The sequence below is a fragment of the Leptothoe sp. ISB3NOV94-8A genome (assembly GCF_043421595.1).
Taxonomy (GTDB): domain Bacteria; phylum Cyanobacteriota; class Cyanobacteriia; order Phormidesmidales; family Phormidesmidaceae; genus Leptothoe; species Leptothoe turfae.
This window is the reverse complement of record NZ_JAXSQW010000001.1, coordinates 4913386-4929335: the sequence shown is the minus strand read 5'-3', so window position 1 is coordinate 4929335 and position 15950 is coordinate 4913386. Positions and strand designations below refer to the sequence as shown.

Sequence of the window (15950 nt, the reverse complement as noted above, 5' to 3'; positions counted from 1 at the left end):
CATTCCCTACTCCCCCAATGTTTTCCAAAAACTTGCTTCCAATTGCTGACTATTTTTACAAGAATTTCGATACCACTGTAGCCGTAGTGTTTGTTTCTCTGCGGAAGTCAGTTGCCAAGGATGAGTAGAATGGTGGATGCGATCGCAAATACTCTGCAAACAGAGCGCGGCACTAACTGAGATATTAAAGCTCTCACTAAAGCCATACATTGGAATTTTGAGTAACCTATCGGCTTCAGCCATGGCAATCTCTGATAATCCATCCAACTCATTGCCAAAGAGTAAGGCGATGGGTCGCTCGGTTGGCAACGCAGATAGCTCCAAAGCCTCTGTGTGTGGTGTCGTTGCTACGATGCAATAGCCTTTAGCTTTGAGGACTGCAATGCAATTGCGTGTATTGTCCTGTCGTTTGGTGTAACGATGGGTTGTTAACCATTTTTGGCAACCTCTAGTGACATTGAGATTAACCTTAAAGCTCGTAGTTTGTTCGATGATATGTACGTCTTGGATGCCAAAGTTATCGCAGTTACGCAAGACAGCCCCAGCATTTTGACTGGTGTGCAGATCCTCAAGCGCTACAGTGACATAGCGGGTGCGATAGGCTAAAACCGTTTCAATTTTGGCCCTTCGTTCCTCTGTTAAAAACTTTCCCAGATAATTAATGAGTTCCTCGGTAGTCTCATTACTCACCGGACGGTGGGCAGTGCTCATCTGCTCTTACCGATGCCACTCGGTTACACCACCAGGCTTGTCAATGAGAGTTATGCCTTGGGCGGTCAGGTCATTGCGAATTTTGTCGGCCAGAGCGAAGTCTTTTGCCTTTTTAGCGGCTAGTCTCTGCTCGATCAAATTGGCGATTTCCTCGTCACTGGGACCGTCCTGTTCCATAGGACTATCCTCTGGGGTGGCCTCAATACCCAGGACCTGGGCAAGGCAAACGAGTGTGTGCCATTGCTGCCGTAGGCTGTCACTATCTGCATCAGCTTTGCCCTCATGGATCAAGAGATTACCTTGGCGGCGGAGTTCCTTGGCGAGTTCAAAGAGAACGGCTACCGCTTCAGGCGTATTGAAATCATCATCCATAGCGTTCTGAAAACGCTGTACGGCATCGCTCCCATGGTCAAGCTCTAGGGAAGCATCTTGCCACTTCAGCTGAGCACCATGGTTAGCACCAAATAGCAGTCCGTCTTTGAGGGTTTGCCAGCTTTTGGTGGCGGATGCGATCGCATCTGCCGTGAAGTCCACTGGCTTACGATATTGAGCCTGGCAGAGAAAGAGACGTAACGCCATGGGGTGCAGACCGTCATCTGCATCCAGGAGCTGACGAATGGTGGTGAAATTGCCCAAAGACTTGGACATCTTTTCACCGTTCACATTCACCATGCCATTGTGCATCCAGTATTGGGAGAGGGGGTGACCTGTAGCCGCTTCTGACTGGGCTATTTCATTCTCATGGTGTGGAAAGGTGAGATCGCCTCCCCCCATGTGAATATCGATGGTGTCACCCATGCGATCACGCACCATAGCTGAGCACTCAATGTGCCAACCAGGACGTCCTGGACCCCACGGTGATTCCCATGAAGGTTCTTCCGGTTTAGCCCCTTTCCATAGGGCAAAATCAAACGGATCTTTCTTTTTCGATTCGCCACCCGCTACTCGACCGCTGGCACCAGCTTGCATATCATCTAACTTACGACCCGAGAGCTTACCATAGCCATCAAACTTGCGTACTTTGTAATACACATCGCCCCCAGTGGCGTAGGCATACCCCTTATTTTCTAATTCACCAATCAGGCGTTTAATGCCGTCGATGGTGTGAGTGGCGTAAGTATACTCATCAGCCTCCAATATGTTCAGCCGCGCCATATCTTTGTGGTAGGCCTGAATAAAGCGTTTTGACACGGCCTCCATGGTGGTGCCCTCTTGGCGGGCACGGTTCAAAATTTTATCGTCGATATCGGTAAAGTTTTGTACATAATGCACATCGTAGCCGCGCCATTGCAGATAGCGACGTACTGTATCCCAAACCACATAACAGCGAGCATGGCCCAGGTGGCAATAGTCATAGACCGTTACACCGCAGCAGTAAATCTTAGCCGTACCTGCTTGTAACGGCTGAAAGGGTTCCTTGCAGCGGGATAGGGTGTTGTAAAGGACTACGCTCATTAAACGGGTGAATATTACTGCTATGGCTCTCTAGCCTCATCATTTCCTATGGTAAGCCGGTTTGGTGCCGGAAGATATGGCGCAGAGCATTCGCAAAAATGAGATTACGCTCATTGCTCAATCGGTGTCTGTCATACATGGCTCACCAAAAAGGGGCGGTACAAAAAAGTACCGCCCCTCAGGTTCCAAGCTCAAGGTAATGGAATGAATCTAGAAGGTCACATTTGCAGCCTGAACAGTTTCAACCTGCTTCTTCTTGAGCACCAACATAATCTGAGTCACTGCTGCGGCTCCTAAAAAGGCTAGCAGGCCCTTAATGCGACCAGGGCTTTGTAGAACAATCTCAGTGTCATGCTGACCAAAACCACCAACGTTGGGGTCATTGGTTAAAGCAGCACCCGTTTCAACAGTATCGCCCTTAGCAACAATTAACTCTGGACCAGGTTGTAGGCTTTCGGTAACGGTTTCACCATCAGCGGTTTTGATAGTGATCTCCGTACCGCTGTCGCCCTTAACAACATCTGTAATCACGCCACCCTTGGATGCGGTGTAAACCACATTATTAGTTGCTTGACCTGTGGGGTAAAGTTGACCACGACCACGGTTGCCACCAATGTGGATCTGATACTTACCAAAGCTAACGTTGTTATCGGTGGCTGGGTCAGGCGATAGAACAGGGAAAACAATTTCCTGATACTGCTCACCGGGGACAGGGCCAACTAGCAACCAGTTTGGATGCTCATCACTGTAAGGCATGAAATAGGTGCTACCCACTTCTTCCTTAATCTCTTCCGGAATGCGCTCTTCAGGAGCTAGCTGAAAACCGTCAGGCAGCATTAGAACTGCACCTACATTCAACCCACCTTTGCTACCATCGCCCAGTACTTGCTGAGCATCAAGGTCATAGGGTACCTTGACCACTGCCTTAAAGACCGTGTCAGGTAGTACAGCTTGAGGAACTTCAATCTCAGTCTTCTTCTGACCTAGATGGCAGTTGGCACAAACAATGCGGCCAGTTGCTTCACGAGGAGTTTCGTAGTTTTCCTGGGCCCAGAAAGGATAGGCGGCTGCCGATTGAGCATTGGTCAGTACCAAGCTTAGGGTTGCGATCGCAACTAAAGCACTAGAAGCGATGACCTTCAGCAGCTTATTGAACACGCTTAAAAAGTTAAATTCCATCCGTCGCACGCTAGCAATCCAATTACGTAGAGAGAAATCAAATGAAACAGACAACCTAAGCCCACCAGGGAGCATCGCCTGTTCTAAAGTCGGTGTCGGTCCAAGGGCTTAGAGTTACCTTGTCATCATCTTTGGATACACTTGCGTTAGCCAGGGCCAAAGAAAGAGGCGCTGGGCCACGCACTACCTTGCCAGTGGCATCATACTGAGAACCATGGCAAGGACACTTAAACTTGTTCTCGCTAGCGTTCCAAGGAACAACGCAACCCAAGTGTGTGCACACGGCATTAACGGCGTAGCTGTCAAGAGTACCATCGTCAGTTACGACCAAATACGTTGGATCACCCTTTAAGCCTTGAACCAAAGAGCGGTCACCAGCACCGTGAGTCTCTAGATAACTGGTAGCTACCACATCGTTACCTAATTCATCCTTAGCAGTAACGCCGCCACCGGCTGAGCCGCTGCTCGGAGGTAAAAAGTACTTAACAATGGGATAGAGAGCGCCCACAGCCGTACCAGTAGCTGCTCCAAAGGTGAGCAGATTCATAAATTGGCGACGCCCTAAATCAGGGACATCAGGGTTTCCAGAAGCTTGAGCCATAACTGTCAGACTATATATGCGAGTATGAATCTAAAGGCTGCATCGCCCAGTACAAACCCCTGTAACAAGTAACCACAAGTACATTTGTGGCTCATATCGTCACAGAAGTTTGCAAATTGCTATGAGTATTATTGCATTTAGCCGCCTCAGAAAAACTGTTCTTCCTAAGGCTCACTGGTTTCAATAGTTAGTAGGTGTCGCTTTTGAAGCTTATTTTGCCATGGCAAAACCATGACTTAAAAAGACGCAAACCCTCACCAGACAGTTGCTCCCCAGACCACACCTCATTTATTAACTATCTGAGCCTATGATTTGAAAAATCTGTATCTTATTTACTTCTCATAGAGGTGCGTTATCTGAAATCGTGTAAATAAATGTAAAATAACGGGCAGTTTAGCGACCTATGACCCCAGAAGACTTTCAAGAGCTACTCATCAATAAATGGGGCTATTCCTTTGACGTTCAAATCCGCAAGACTTCTACCAAGGTCTTTTTCCAAGTGATGTGGCGTTATCTAGAGCAGGTTTCTTTCCCCATGGATGAGGACGAGTATTTGGCCCATCTCAAAGATATTGTGCTGTATCTAGAAGCCATGGGGTGTTTGACGCAGGTGCAAACTGCAATTGAGCAAACGAATGAGCGTCCTAGATTGGGTAAAGCCGTTAGTATTCCTATCGATTTAGGAAGACGAGCTTCTGAGTGGCTGCTTGATTAGTGCATTTCTTTAAAGCAAGTTTCTGAGAGGCCCATTGAAATAATGCATATTTATACATTGGTGGGACTGTGATTATACCCAGCTGAATGCTTGATTTTTAGGTGTTAGAGCCCTACATTCAGGTCTCTAAAGCCCGCACGAACTTGGGCAGGAGTTGGTTAGGAATATTTAGGCAAGAGATGTACTAATGGCTGATCTGTCTGATAAAATCTGAACCAAATTGTATTCTTAAATACACAATCTGCAATATACAAAATATTGCTGAAATCTGGTGGTTCAAGCTACAGCTTTTGAAAACTAATTTGACTTTTTGGTAGTCACCTAAAACTTGCATAAAAGCAGGGTAAACGTGTGGCGTCAAAATTTTAAATCTGGCATTGATTACTCATGCAAATCAATTGCCTAAATAACAATTCCACATAAAAATGCACATGCTTATGCCACAAGCCATGATTTGATGACCTGAGTACGCTGAATTTCAGCATATTTCTGTCATTTTGTTCTAAGTGATAGACATTGAAGCGTTATGCTAAATAGCTATTACTGAGGTTAGAGACAGTTTTTCTAAGATGAGAAAAAACTCATGGATGTCTAATTCTCTACTGTTTGGCCACTTACTAAAAACTTGATGTTTTTACTGGTATCAAAAACTTAGTGTGTGTGTGTCGAAGAAATATCTCACTTAGGGAAAAACAGAGCAAATTATTCTAAGACCGATGTTACGATTTGCATGAATTCGCTCAGTATGCTTTGAGGGCCTGCCGTGATCAGCTCTGCAACACTGCCTGCTAAACCCACTGTACCTAGCTTAGAAGACAACAGTCGCCTGAAGTTATTTTCAGGGTCATCGAATCCAGCCCTCTCAAGGGAGGTTGCTCGTTACCTGGGAATTGATTTGGGGCCGATGGTGCGTAAACAGTTTGCCGATGGTGAACTGTATGTTCAAATCCAGGAGTCCATCCGTGGATGTGATGTCTATCTGATTCAGCCAACCTGTCGACCGGTCAATGATCACTTGATGGAGTTGCTGATCATGATTGACGCTTGTCGGCGGGCGTCTGCTCGTCAGATTACAGCGGTGATTCCGTATTACGGTTACGCTCGCGCGGACCGCAAAACTGCCGGTCGAGAATCGATTACCGCTAAATTAGTTGCCAACTTAATTACCCAAGCGGGTGCTAATCGAGTTTTGGCAATGGACTTACATTCATCCCAAATTCAGGGCTACTTTGACATTCCTTGTGATCATATCTATGGGGCTCCAGTACTGGTTGATTACTTGGCGAGCAAATGCCTGACTGATTTAGTGGTGGTATCCCCTGACGTTGGGGGGGTGGCACGGGCACGCGCTATTGCCAAGCGACTCAACGATGCCCCTTTGGCCATTATTGATAAGCGTCGTCAAGCCCACAATGTCGCTGAGGTCATGAATTTGATTGGCGATGTAGAGGGCAAAACAGCCGTTCTGGTGGACGACATGATCGATACGGGCGGAACTATCTCGGAGGGGGCAAGATTGCTGCGGGCCCAAGGGGCCCGCCAAGTATATGCCTGTGCTACCCATGCTGTGTTTTCCCCACCAGCAGTGGAGCGTTTATCCAGTGGGGTGTTTGAAGAGGTGATTGTGACGAATACAATCCCTGTGGCACCGGAGCGTCAGTTTCCTCAGCTGACGACCCTCACAATTGCTAATTTGCTGGGGGAGACTATTTGGCGCATTCACGAAGAAAGCTCCGTTAGTAGTATGTTTCGCTGAGGTCGAATCCTTAGGACTGATCCAGTGTGAATGAACTCTAATAATTCTGATGGAGAGGTTTTTAAAACCTCTCCTATTTTTTACTGATTTTCTCGTGGCCGTCAGTATCTCATGTTTGTAGGAAGCTGATGAAGTCTGGGCCTCTTGTGTTAGTAACGGAACAGTTTGGTATTTAGCGCACGTTGTATGAGCTTAGTACCACATATTGATGAGGCGATGATGAAGGCTGTTGGCCATTGACTATCTCTGGAAACTTTAGGGGTGCATGCATAGACTTGGTAACTACATTGCTGTTTAGAACCCATGGTAAAAAGCACGTCTATCCTCCAGTTGGCTAGTGCTGTTCTGGCCTTGTTGGTTTTTAATCCTAAACTTGTACAGACTCAATTAGCGCGTATACCGTTTTCGCTGTCTGGAGCTGTTGCTCAAGCTGGATCGCTGCAGGCTCGACTGCCTGACCTCGATCAGCGATTGCTGAACGCTGTTCGCAGTGGTGATATACGACAGGCAGAATTGGTGCTTAACCAAGGTGCCAATGCAGATGCTGGCAATCGTTATGAGGGGTATCCAATTGCGATCGCAACTGAACAAGGAAACCGAGCGATGGTCCAGTTGCTAGTGGCCAATGGGGCTGATGTCGATGTGGTTAGTACCGGTGGGCAAACGGCTCTGGGTAGAGCCGTTGACATGGGCAACCTTGACCTGGTCCGAATTTTAATCAACGCTGGTGCATCTCCTGACCGGCGGACTACCTATGGTGTGCCGCTGTTATACCGTGCCACTGAGATGGGCAATCATGAACTGGTCAGACTGCTTTTGCAGGGGGGAGGCAATGCCAATGCTCAAGTTTCTGGCATTACCTCTTTATACAAGGCTGTCGAAATAGGAAATTTGGCAATTGCGCGATCATTGCTGGCGGGAGGTGCAGATCCAGATCAGGCGACTCCGCTATATCGAGCAGTTGAGGTGGGTAATGCAGAGTTAGTTAGGCTATTGCTGAACTATGGCGCTAACCCACGCATAAGTCAGCGCGGTGTGAGTGCATTGGGCTTAGCCCGTGCCCAGGGGAACCGTGAGATCGCTACCCTGTTGCGAGACGCCATGTGATGACGTCATGTAGGTCGTCGCTTAATCGATGTAGGCGTGACAGTTGTTTGGAACTAAATTTAATATGCCTGAATGTACTTGATTGATCGGTATCCAAACAGCATCGTGAGTTTTCTGGCCTTCGGTGAGTTTGTATGTCTGATCTAATCGATAAAAAATAGAGTCAGCAAAATCACAACGGAATAGCTGAATCAACTCATGGCCAGGTTTTCCGTTACAAACAAAAATATTGTCTAAACACGTCAGGTACCTGATGTTGATCAAGTCTGCCTGGATTTCTTCTTGAAATTCTCGTTTAAGGGCATTGACACTAGTTTCGCCAAAATCGATGCCACCCCCCAGAAAACGATAGAAGGGTTTATCTTTGATGCTGTCGTAACCCTTGCTAACAAAAACATGCCCTTGATGCTGAATTAAGCCAAGGGCAATCGGTCGAATACGTGGCTTGCCCATGAAGTTTTCTGCAATGGCAGTAGTGCTGGTGCCATTGGGGTCTACCCAATCATAATCATTGCTCTACCCGAGAATTAGAAAGACTCATCACCTGTCTAATTCTCGGACTTGCACATCAGATTTATACCTTTTCGATGGCACGGGTCACTGTCTGTAGAGATTCCCTCAGGCTACGAACAGCAGCAATCATAGCAATCTCATTATTCAACTTATTAACTGCTGAGCCGACACCGACACCGGCTGCACCGGCTGCAATAGCCATGGGAGCTGTGACATCTGAAATACCTGATGCGCATAGCACAGGAATACATACAGCGCGTGAAATAGCATGGGCTGCCGCTAGGGTTGGCGTCGCTTTCTCGATTAAGCCAATACATCCAGAATGTCTGGGTTGGCTACTGGTACCCCCTTCAGTTTGAATAATGTCTGCTCCCTGAGCCACAAGATTTTCGGCCAGCTGTACTTGCTCATCCAGGGGCAGTGTATGAGGGACTGTGACTGACAACGTGATATGGGGCAAAAGCTCACGAGTTTGTTGAGTGAGTCTTAAGACGTCATTGGCGCTGAAAGTTAGCCCTTGAGCATAGAAAGCATCAAAATTACCAATTTCAATGAGTGTGGCACCGGCGGCAACAGGCGCTAAAAATGCCGTTGGATCAATGGCTGAAACACAGATTGGTAAGCTAATTTGCTCACTCACCTGATGGACAAGATCAGCATCCGCTGCAATATCAACAAATGTGGCACCTCCTTGCTGAGCGGCCTTAGCTATGGCCAAAACATTGGCTGCATCAAAGTTGGTCAAGCCACTGATAATCTTCAGCGCATGGCCTTGAGAAAAGGCAGCATGGAGGTTGGGGTGGATAGTCATAGGTGTCTCAGACAAAATCGATCAGGCTTATTGTGCCAGAGGTTGGGGGCAGGCAACAGTAAAGAATCGAGCCTCTGCTTCTAGCTAATGCCTCCTAGTATCTCTCGCTTAACGTCGTCAGGTGGTTGATTGCCATCGATGCGTAGGAGTCGTTGGCGATAATCGTAGTATTCGAGCATTGGAATCGTGGTTTCGGCCAGGGTCTCAATGCGACGGCGTAGGGCTTCAGGGTTATCGTCAATAGCTGCTCGGTTTTCAGAACGTTCAATCAGAGCATGGGCAGGTAGTTCCAGCCAAATGGCATAGTTCACTTGAGTATTTAAAGTTTTAAAGTATCGAGAAAGAAGTCGAGTTCTTCCGCTTGGAAGGCGGTGCGGGGATATCCATCTAGGATCCACCCTTTGGCTGCATCTGGTTGCTGCAAGCGCTCTTTAATTAGAGCGATCATTAACTTGTCAGAAACCAGCTCTCCTTTGGCCAGAGTTTCTGAAACTTGCTGCCCCAGGGGTGAATCAGCCGCAATTTCTGCTCTGAGGGTATCTCCTGTGGAAATCCAGGGAATGCCAAAGTGCTCGCTGAGCTTTTGCGATTGAGTGCCTTTGCCTGAACCAGGACCGCCTAAAATCAATAGCCGCATAGATGATAAATATCCTTTTTCATATCCTCCCCGTAATAACCCTAGTCTGGGTTTGCGGAGTCGGATTGCTTTTTCCACGGATCTTAACTGGACTATTGAAGCAAGGCCTGAAGACGTAGTAAGCTATTAGACCGTGTAAAAGTTTATCCAAGTGCAAAACTATGCCCAAGCTTAAAACCCGTCGGGCTGCTGCAAAGCGCTTTCGCCGTAGCGGAAGCGGTAAGATTATGCGTCGTAAGGCGTTTAAGAACCACTTGTTGCAGCATAAATCCACTGCTCGCAAGAGCCGTTTGTCTAAGAAGGCGGTTGTGGTAGATGCAGATGTACCTAACATCGAAGGCATGATGCCTTATTTGTAGAGTTGCATGCAACGTCTCTACAATCAATTGATTGTTTTTTGTTTTTAGCTATTAACGACCTAATATGGCACGTGTAAAACGCGGCAATGTAGCTCGCAAGCGCCGCAAGAAAATTCTCAAGCTTGCGAAGGGTTACCGGGGTTCCCATTCTAAACTCTTCCGGACTGCAAACCAGCAGGTGATGAAGGCCCTGCGGTACGCGTATCGCGATCGTCGCAATAAGAAACGTGATTTTCGCCGGTTGTGGATTACGCGTATTAATGCAGCAGCTCGTCTCAATGGCACTACCTACAGCCGTTTGATTGGCGATCTGAAGACCGCAAACATTCAGGTAAATCGTAAGATGCTGGCTCAAATGGCTGTTCTAGATCCAGATACCTTTACCAAGGTGGTTGAGCTAGCTGGCAAGAAAGGCTAGTATCGCCACATGTGGCGATATATTTGGCAACATTTGCTAGGCATAAGTTTACTGTTAGGGGCACAGATGTCTGTGCCCCTAATTGCTATATCTGCTGAATTAGCTGAGATTGAGGCTCGCGGTCGGTTAATTGTGGCGGTTAAGGATAATCGGTTCCCCTTGGGATATCGTGATGCAACAGGCGAGTTAGACGGATTTGAAATTGAGATTGCCCGTCGATTGGCACTGGATCTTCTTGGGGACGAAACAGCTGTAGAGTTTCGTTCAGTGCATAATGTCGATCGTGTCAATGTGGTGGTTAATGGTGACGTGGATATTGCGATCGCATCAATTACGGTGACCGCTCAGCGTCAGCGCATTGCTAGTTTTAGTGAACCTTATTATTTAGATGGCACTGGGTTTATCACCACATCAACCCAGATTAAGACCTTAGATGACCTCGCCCCTGGTCGTATTGCGGTGCTGGCCAATTCCAGTACCCTGGCCCATGTCCGTTATCAATTACCTGATGCCAATCTGGTGACAGTGTTGTCTTATCAAGACGCCATTGCTGAATTGGCTAGGGGGCAAGTAGATGCCTTTGCTGGAGATGTGTCGCTACTGACTGGATGGCAGCAGCAGGATAATCGCTATCGGTTGTTGGATGAAGTAATTTCAGTGGAGCCGGTTGCGATCGCAATTCCTAAAGGGACTCAGTACAGCGACTTACGTCGAGCTATTAATGATGCTATTCGTCAATGGGATGACGAAGGTTGGTTACAAGATCGAGCTACCTACTGGGGGTTACCGTAGCTACCATGGGAGAATAAAAGTAGACCACTGCAGTACGCATAACTGATAGAGCGAGTTCATGGAGAATAGCACCCTATTTTTGACATACCTGGGCATTCTTATTGCCCTACTAGGGCTTTCAGCCTTTTTTATAATTCGCCAGGTATTTAAGACTCGCCGTATTGAGACCACACTAGGCCGTTTACAAAAGAAGCTCACCAAAGAAAAGGGAACCGCCCAAGAGTATTACGAGCTAGGAAGTCTCTTGTTAGATAAAAAGCTTTTTTCCCAATCAGCTCTCTATTTGCAACAGGCCCTAAAGGCTTTAACAGAGGAAGAAGAAGCTGAAAATGCACCGCTAATCTATAACGCCCTAGGATATACCTACTTTGCTCAAGGGCAGTTTGATCTAGCGATTCGTCAGTATAAGGCAGCATTAAAAATTGCCCCAGGTTATGTAACGGCTCTCAATAATCTGGGACATAGCTACGAGAAAAAGCAACTGACCGTTCAGGCACTAGAAAGCTACGATCAGGCCCTTAAGGTTGAGCCTGATAACGCTACTGCCAAGCGTCGGGCACAGTCTTTACGTAAGCGTGTAGTCATCCCAATGAAGCAGTAGTCGTTTTACGTTGACACGTCTGGAGTTAAAGTTTTGGGGCTAACGCATGACATGACATATGTCTGACTAGCCCCACATTTTCGACGGTATGCAGCCGTTCAGACCTACAATGCAAACCCCGGAACCCGTTTAGACAGCTGCTAGTTCTGGTGTCGCTGACTGTTTTGGCGTAGTAGTTTCAGCCGTTGCTTCACAATAAACCTCAGCTGAATTATTGGGGCTCTCGATTAATTTCACCTTATGCAGGCTAGCTCCAATTTCCTTAATAGGTCCGCGTAGTAAATCCCGAATGTGCACTGCGATATTCTCAGCTGTGGGTACTACTTCGGCAAAGTAGGGAATATCCTTATTCAAAAACGTGTGGTCAAAGGGCTTCACCACATGGGTTTTCACGGCATTCTGAAACTCCACTAGGTCGGCAATCATGCCCGTGCGTGGGTCCATCTCCCCCTTGATTGTGACCTCCAGATGATAATTATGGCCGTGACCATTAACGCGGGCACAAAGACCATAAATTTCGCTGTTTTGCTCCAATGTCAGGGTTGGTAGAGCCAGGCGGTGGGCAGCACTGAAATGGGTGGAGATGGTCAAATAAGCTTCCATGGCGTTTCCTTTATAGTCGGCCCAGAGGGTAGAGGTTTCAAATAGTTGGACGTTGGTAATGGGTAAGTGGGGGACTAAACGCTGCCAGATGATACGGGCGATATTTTCTGTGGTTGGCAGCCCTCCCTTGGGAGTGTCAATTTGGAATTCGGGCCAAACATCGTTCAAGTAGGAAAAATCAAGCTGACTAGTGACTTCATGCTTAATTACCTTTTTGACATCGGACAGATTAAGCACCATGCCATACTCATCTAAATCGCCTTCCATAGAGACGAACAACTCATAGTTGTGGCCATGGCCTGGGGCACGGGTGCATAGACCAAACTTGGTCTGGTTTTCATCGTCACTCAGTTCGGGCAGCCAGTAACGATGGCTGGCGGAAAACTGAGCCCGACGGTTGATGGTGCATTTCATAGCAATACCAAAAACAGCGAGTCAAATATTAATTTTTGCTAAATCTTTTCCCTTAAGCATAGACCATCGTCAAGAAAATGATGGTCTAAGTATCCTATGGATACTAATGTGTTATCTCAGGGGATGGAATTTGATACGCGGGTTGCTTTAATGTGAGCGATAGTAACTCAAGTCATGAAGTTTTGACACAATTTTATTGCCTAAAAACCATCAAATTTTGAAAAGCCTTGCAAGCTTTACTGTTTAGGATTTCTCAGCAGAAATATCAGGAGTTGCTAATTTAAGTTGTAAACGGTAAAAATAGATACAGAACAAATCCTCGTTCATCTCCAAGAATTCGTCCCCTGTTCGACGATGAGACGGAAGTAGGGTGTCCTATATGACTATAGTCCCATAGGTTGTATTGGCCTGCCCGAAGGAACGCACGCGTAATCGGTGCTCATTCAGGAGGAGACACACTCATGAAACTTACTTACCGTGGTGTCGACTATGACCACAATCCGCCTATGTTAGAGGTTTCTGAAAGCGACATTCTTTGTAATTATCGTGGCCGTCAACATCGCTATACGTATGTGCGCCATGTTCCTTTTCCCCAGCCTAAAGCAGAGCTTACCTATCGTGGTGTAGCCTACCAGACTGATCGTCATGGTCAGCGTCAGGTTGCAACTCAAACTGAGACTAAGTCAGTTTTCTCGGCGTTTCAGCGCAAGCTTGCAGAGCTGACCCCTCTAATGGATGAGCGTCGTCAGTTGCTACGTGAGGCAGCTCGTAGCCATAGCGATAGTATTCACCGCTCTTTAGAGCATCGAATTGCGGTGGCCCGTGCACAAGGCAACATGAACTTGTTACAGCAGCTGGAAGATGAACTGCGTCAAATGGCTTAAGGGCTGTTTTTACGCTTGAGTTCCCAGATTCGTGGCTAGAGTAAGTTAGGGAGAAGCTCCCAAAGCTTCTCCTTTTTGTTTGTCCCCATCATGTTTCACAATAAGTTTGGTCTGACTATCAACGGCCAAATCTTATTCGCAAAAGGGTGTTATGGGACTATTTGATAAGGTTTTTGACCCGTCGCCAGAATCGCTCTCTATGAATCCAGCAGAAGCACTGGCGGCGATTTGTTTAGTTGCGATCGCTGCCGATGGATACCTTTCTGACCAAGAGAGTCGCGAAATGGACATGCTGTTAAGCCGTATGCGACTGTTCAAAAGTTACTCTACAGAGATGATGACTCGGATGAAGGATAGATTGCTGCAGCAGCTACAGCAGCATAGTCCTAGCCGTTTAGTAGAAGCGGCTAATACCGTACTTCCAGTTGAGCTAAAACCTACAGCTTTTGCCTTAGCAACAGATCTAGTACTTGCCGATGGTAGCGTGACACCTCAAGAGCAAGCCTTCCTGGATGACCTCTATCGCATTCTGGAAATCCCCAGCGAACAAGCGCTCACCATTGTCGAAGTCATGACCATCAAAAATCGAGGATAAAGAGTCAGTCAAAGTTTTTACTTCAGTGAAGCCTGAACCTCATTTTCTGACAAATACGAGATAATAAACTCTGCACTAACTCCAATCGACCCCACCATTTATTCTTGTCTATGACTGCTGCAATTTCAGCTCCATCCAAACAGATGGATGACTCCAAACACGGCTTGCCCGTAACGATTATTACTGGTTTTTTGGGGAGTGGTAAAACTACTCTGCTTAACCACATTTTGACTAATCAAGACGGCCTGAAAACAGCGGTGCTGGTCAATGAGTTTGGTGAAGTCGGGATTGATAATGACCTGCTCATTACAACAGATGACGATACTATGGTGGAGCTGAGCAACGGCTGCATCTGCTGCACCATCAATAATGATTTGTTAGAGGCAGTTTATAAGGTATTAGAGCGTAAGGACAAGATTGATTATCTAGTTGTGGAGACAACGGGGCTGGCGGATCCGCTGCCAGTAGCCCTTACGTTTTTAGGCACCGAGCTACGGGATCTCACTCGATTAGATTCTATTGTGACGCTAGTAGATGCGGAGAACTACAGCATCGATTTATTTAACAGCCAGGCAGCCCATAACCAAATTGCCTATGGTGACATTATTCTGCTGAATAAGACAGATCTAGTGGATGAAGCTGATCTAGATCTGCTGGAAGTTAAGGTGCGAGACATTAAAGAAGGTGCCCGAATCTTACGGACAACTCAGTCTCAAGTCCCGCTACCGCTGATTTTGAGTGTAGGTCTTTTTGAGTCTGATAAATACTTTGAACCGGCTAAAGAAGAGCACCACGATCATGGGCACGAGCATGATCATGGGCACGAGCATGATCATGAGCATGGGCATTCCCACGCAGAACATCACGATCATGCCAATTGCGATCATGAGCATGGCCACTGCGAACATGATCACGAGCATGATCATGAGCACGAGCATTCCCACCTGGATGTAGATGGATTTACATCGATTTCTATTGTTCGTGATCAACCTCTAGCGATTCGAAAGTTTCAGCATTTCTTGGATAACAAGCTGCCGGATAACGTCTTTCGAGCCAAGGGTATTTTGTGGTTTGACGAGAGTGAAAAGCGCCACATCTTTCATCTCAGTGGTAAACGATTTTCTTTAGAAGATGAAGAATGGAATCATCGACCTCGGAAAACCCAACTGGTGCTCATTGGTCAAAATCTTGACCATGAAGCCTTAAAAGCTGAAATTGAAAAATGCTTTTGCCTTGAATCCAAAGGTCGTGGTAGAGGTTTCAGCAGCTAGTGCGCGTTGTAATTCAGCGTGTATCAGCATCCCAAGTCATGGTTGACGGTGAGGTTGTGGGCTGTATCGGTCGTGGGCTTAACCTTTTGATTGGGATCGCTGAAACCGATACAGAAAAAGAACTCGATTGGATGGTCCAGAAGTGCCTTTCATTAAGGCTTTTCCCGGCTGAAGGGTCAGGGCGTTTTGATTTATCGATTCAAGATGTTCAGGGTGCCTTGCTTGTTATTAGTCAATTCACACTTTATGGTGACTGTCGCAAGGGACGACGTCCTTCATTTGACCAGGCAGCTTCACCTGACCAGGCCGTTAAGCTATATGAACAGTTTGTAGCTAAACTGCGACAGAGTGGGTTACAGGTAGAAACAGGACAATTTGGTGCCCATATGCAAGTCGCCATCGATAATGAGGGTCCGGTTACGTTGGTCTTAGAACGAGACGCCCGGGTAGCCTAGCTTTTACTTGGGGCTGACATGCATGGTCTAGCTCGTCCTGGGGGGACTATGGGCGATCGTTATTCTTTAGAGG

At 47.0% G+C, this 15950-nt stretch carries 20 protein-coding genes and 1 riboswitch; of the genes, 11 read left to right on the top strand and 9 right to left on the bottom strand.

The window, feature by feature from the left end:
* Nucleotides 1-6: 6 nt before the first annotated feature.
* From SPB21_RS21040 to petC, 4 genes are all read right to left on the bottom strand, one after another.
* Nucleotides 7-711, bottom strand: a complete 705-nt coding sequence (locus tag SPB21_RS21040; RefSeq protein ID WP_163662715.1) for a TrmH family RNA methyltransferase — start codon at nt 709-711, stop codon at nt 7-9.
* 6 nt (nt 712-717) lie between these two features.
* Nucleotides 718-2166 carry a cysteine--tRNA ligase gene (gene cysS, locus SPB21_RS21035; RefSeq protein WP_163662713.1) on the bottom strand — a complete coding sequence of 483 codons (1449 nt, stop codon included), beginning with the start codon at nt 2164-2166 and terminating at the stop codon, nt 718-720.
* 210 nt (nt 2167-2376) lie between these two features.
* Nucleotides 2377-3345 carry a cytochrome f gene (gene petA / locus SPB21_RS21030; protein ID WP_163671594.1) on the bottom strand — a complete coding sequence of 323 codons (969 nt, stop codon included), beginning with the start codon at nt 3343-3345 and terminating at the stop codon, nt 2377-2379.
* Nucleotides 3346-3400: 55 nt separating this feature from the next.
* Entirely contained in the window at nt 3401-3946 is a 546-nt protein-coding gene (gene petC, locus SPB21_RS21025; protein ID WP_163662711.1) for a cytochrome b6-f complex iron-sulfur subunit, read from the bottom strand.
* A gap of 403 nt (nt 3947-4349) precedes the next feature.
* Here petC and SPB21_RS21020 point away from each other — a divergent pair, with 403 nt between their 5' ends.
* The 3 genes from SPB21_RS21020 (at nt 4350) to SPB21_RS21010 (ending at nt 7524) form a co-directional block, all read left to right on the top strand.
* A complete protein-coding gene (locus SPB21_RS21020; RefSeq protein ID WP_006516374.1) occupies nt 4350-4661 on the top strand; it encodes a DUF3067 family protein in 312 nt (103 codons plus the stop codon).
* Between the two features lie 763 nt (nt 4662-5424).
* A complete protein-coding gene (locus tag SPB21_RS21015; RefSeq protein WP_163662709.1) occupies nt 5425-6417 on the top strand; it encodes a ribose-phosphate pyrophosphokinase in 993 nt (330 codons plus the stop codon).
* Nucleotides 6418-6720: 303 nt separating this feature from the next.
* Nucleotides 6721-7524: an ankyrin repeat domain-containing protein gene (locus SPB21_RS21010; RefSeq protein WP_163662706.1), complete on the top strand. Its 804-nt coding sequence runs from the start codon at nt 6721-6723 to the stop codon at nt 7522-7524.
* A gap of 21 nt (nt 7525-7545) precedes the next feature.
* On the opposite strand, the gene SPB21_RS21005 is transcribed toward SPB21_RS21010, so the two are convergent.
* The 4 genes from SPB21_RS21005 to SPB21_RS20990 form a co-directional block, all read right to left on the bottom strand.
* Nucleotides 7546-7977, bottom strand: a complete 432-nt coding sequence (locus SPB21_RS21005; protein WP_499867633.1) for an NUDIX hydrolase — start codon at nt 7975-7977, stop codon at nt 7546-7548.
* Between the two features lie 121 nt (nt 7978-8098).
* Nucleotides 8099-8848 (bottom strand): DUF561 domain-containing protein, encoded by a 750-nt coding sequence (locus tag SPB21_RS21000; protein ID WP_163662700.1) that lies wholly within the window; start codon nt 8846-8848, stop codon nt 8099-8101.
* A gap of 80 nt (nt 8849-8928) precedes the next feature.
* Entirely contained in the window at nt 8929-9159 is a 231-nt protein-coding gene (locus SPB21_RS20995) for a hypothetical protein (RefSeq protein ID WP_499867632.1), read from the bottom strand.
* An 8-nt stretch (nt 9160-9167) separates the two neighbouring features.
* Nucleotides 9168-9563, bottom strand: coding sequence for an adenylate kinase family protein (locus SPB21_RS20990; protein WP_499867631.1), 396 nt, complete (start codon nt 9561-9563; stop codon nt 9168-9170).
* Between the two features lie 83 nt (nt 9564-9646).
* Between SPB21_RS20990 and rpmI the strand changes: the two genes are divergently transcribed.
* The 4 genes from rpmI to SPB21_RS20970 all read left to right on the top strand — a co-directional run bounded on the left by rpmI (nt 9647) and on the right by SPB21_RS20970 (nt 11655).
* Nucleotides 9647-9844 (top strand): 50S ribosomal protein L35, encoded by a 198-nt coding sequence (rpmI, locus tag SPB21_RS20985; protein ID WP_006516368.1) that lies wholly within the window; start codon nt 9647-9649, stop codon nt 9842-9844.
* Nucleotides 9845-9908: 64 nt separating this feature from the next.
* Nucleotides 9909-10262: a 50S ribosomal protein L20 gene (gene rplT / locus SPB21_RS20980; RefSeq protein WP_006516367.1), complete on the top strand. Its 354-nt coding sequence runs from the start codon at nt 9909-9911 to the stop codon at nt 10260-10262.
* Nucleotides 10263-10328: 66 nt separating this feature from the next.
* Entirely contained in the window at nt 10329-11054 is a 726-nt protein-coding gene (locus SPB21_RS20975) for a transporter substrate-binding domain-containing protein (protein WP_250564884.1), read from the top strand.
* Between the two features lie 58 nt (nt 11055-11112).
* Nucleotides 11113-11655 carry a tetratricopeptide repeat protein gene (locus SPB21_RS20970; protein ID WP_006516365.1) on the top strand — a complete coding sequence of 181 codons (543 nt, stop codon included), beginning with the start codon at nt 11113-11115 and terminating at the stop codon, nt 11653-11655.
* Nucleotides 11656-11784: 129 nt separating this feature from the next.
* Here the strand turns inward: SPB21_RS20970 and SPB21_RS20965 are convergent, their stop codons facing one another.
* Entirely contained in the window at nt 11785-12672 is an 888-nt protein-coding gene (locus SPB21_RS20965) for a 6-pyruvoyl trahydropterin synthase family protein (RefSeq protein ID WP_499867630.1), read from the bottom strand.
* A 318-nt stretch (nt 12673-12990) separates the two neighbouring features.
* A riboswitch (Glutamine riboswitch) is annotated at nt 12991-13099 on the top strand.
* A gap of 34 nt (nt 13100-13133) precedes the next feature.
* Here SPB21_RS20965 and pirA point away from each other — a divergent pair.
* The 4 genes from pirA to dtd all read left to right on the top strand — a co-directional run bounded on the left by pirA (nt 13134) and on the right by dtd (nt 15877).
* Entirely contained in the window at nt 13134-13556 is a 423-nt protein-coding gene (gene pirA / locus SPB21_RS20960; protein ID WP_499867629.1) for an arginine synthesis PII-interacting regulator PirA, read from the top strand.
* A 151-nt stretch (nt 13557-13707) separates the two neighbouring features.
* Nucleotides 13708-14151 carry a tellurite resistance TerB family protein gene (locus tag SPB21_RS20955; protein ID WP_006516362.1) on the top strand — a complete coding sequence of 148 codons (444 nt, stop codon included), beginning with the start codon at nt 13708-13710 and terminating at the stop codon, nt 14149-14151.
* Nucleotides 14152-14261: 110 nt separating this feature from the next.
* The gene (locus SPB21_RS20950; protein WP_163662693.1) at nt 14262-15422 is read left to right on the top strand and encodes a CobW family GTP-binding protein; all 1161 of its coding nucleotides are present in this window, start codon (nt 14262-14264) and stop codon (nt 15420-15422) included.
* A complete protein-coding gene (dtd, locus tag SPB21_RS20945) occupies nt 15422-15877 on the top strand; it encodes a D-aminoacyl-tRNA deacylase (protein ID WP_163662690.1) in 456 nt (151 codons plus the stop codon). The genes SPB21_RS20950 and dtd overlap by 1 nt, the downstream gene beginning before the upstream one ends.
* The last annotated feature ends 73 nt before the right edge of the window (nt 15878-15950 follow it).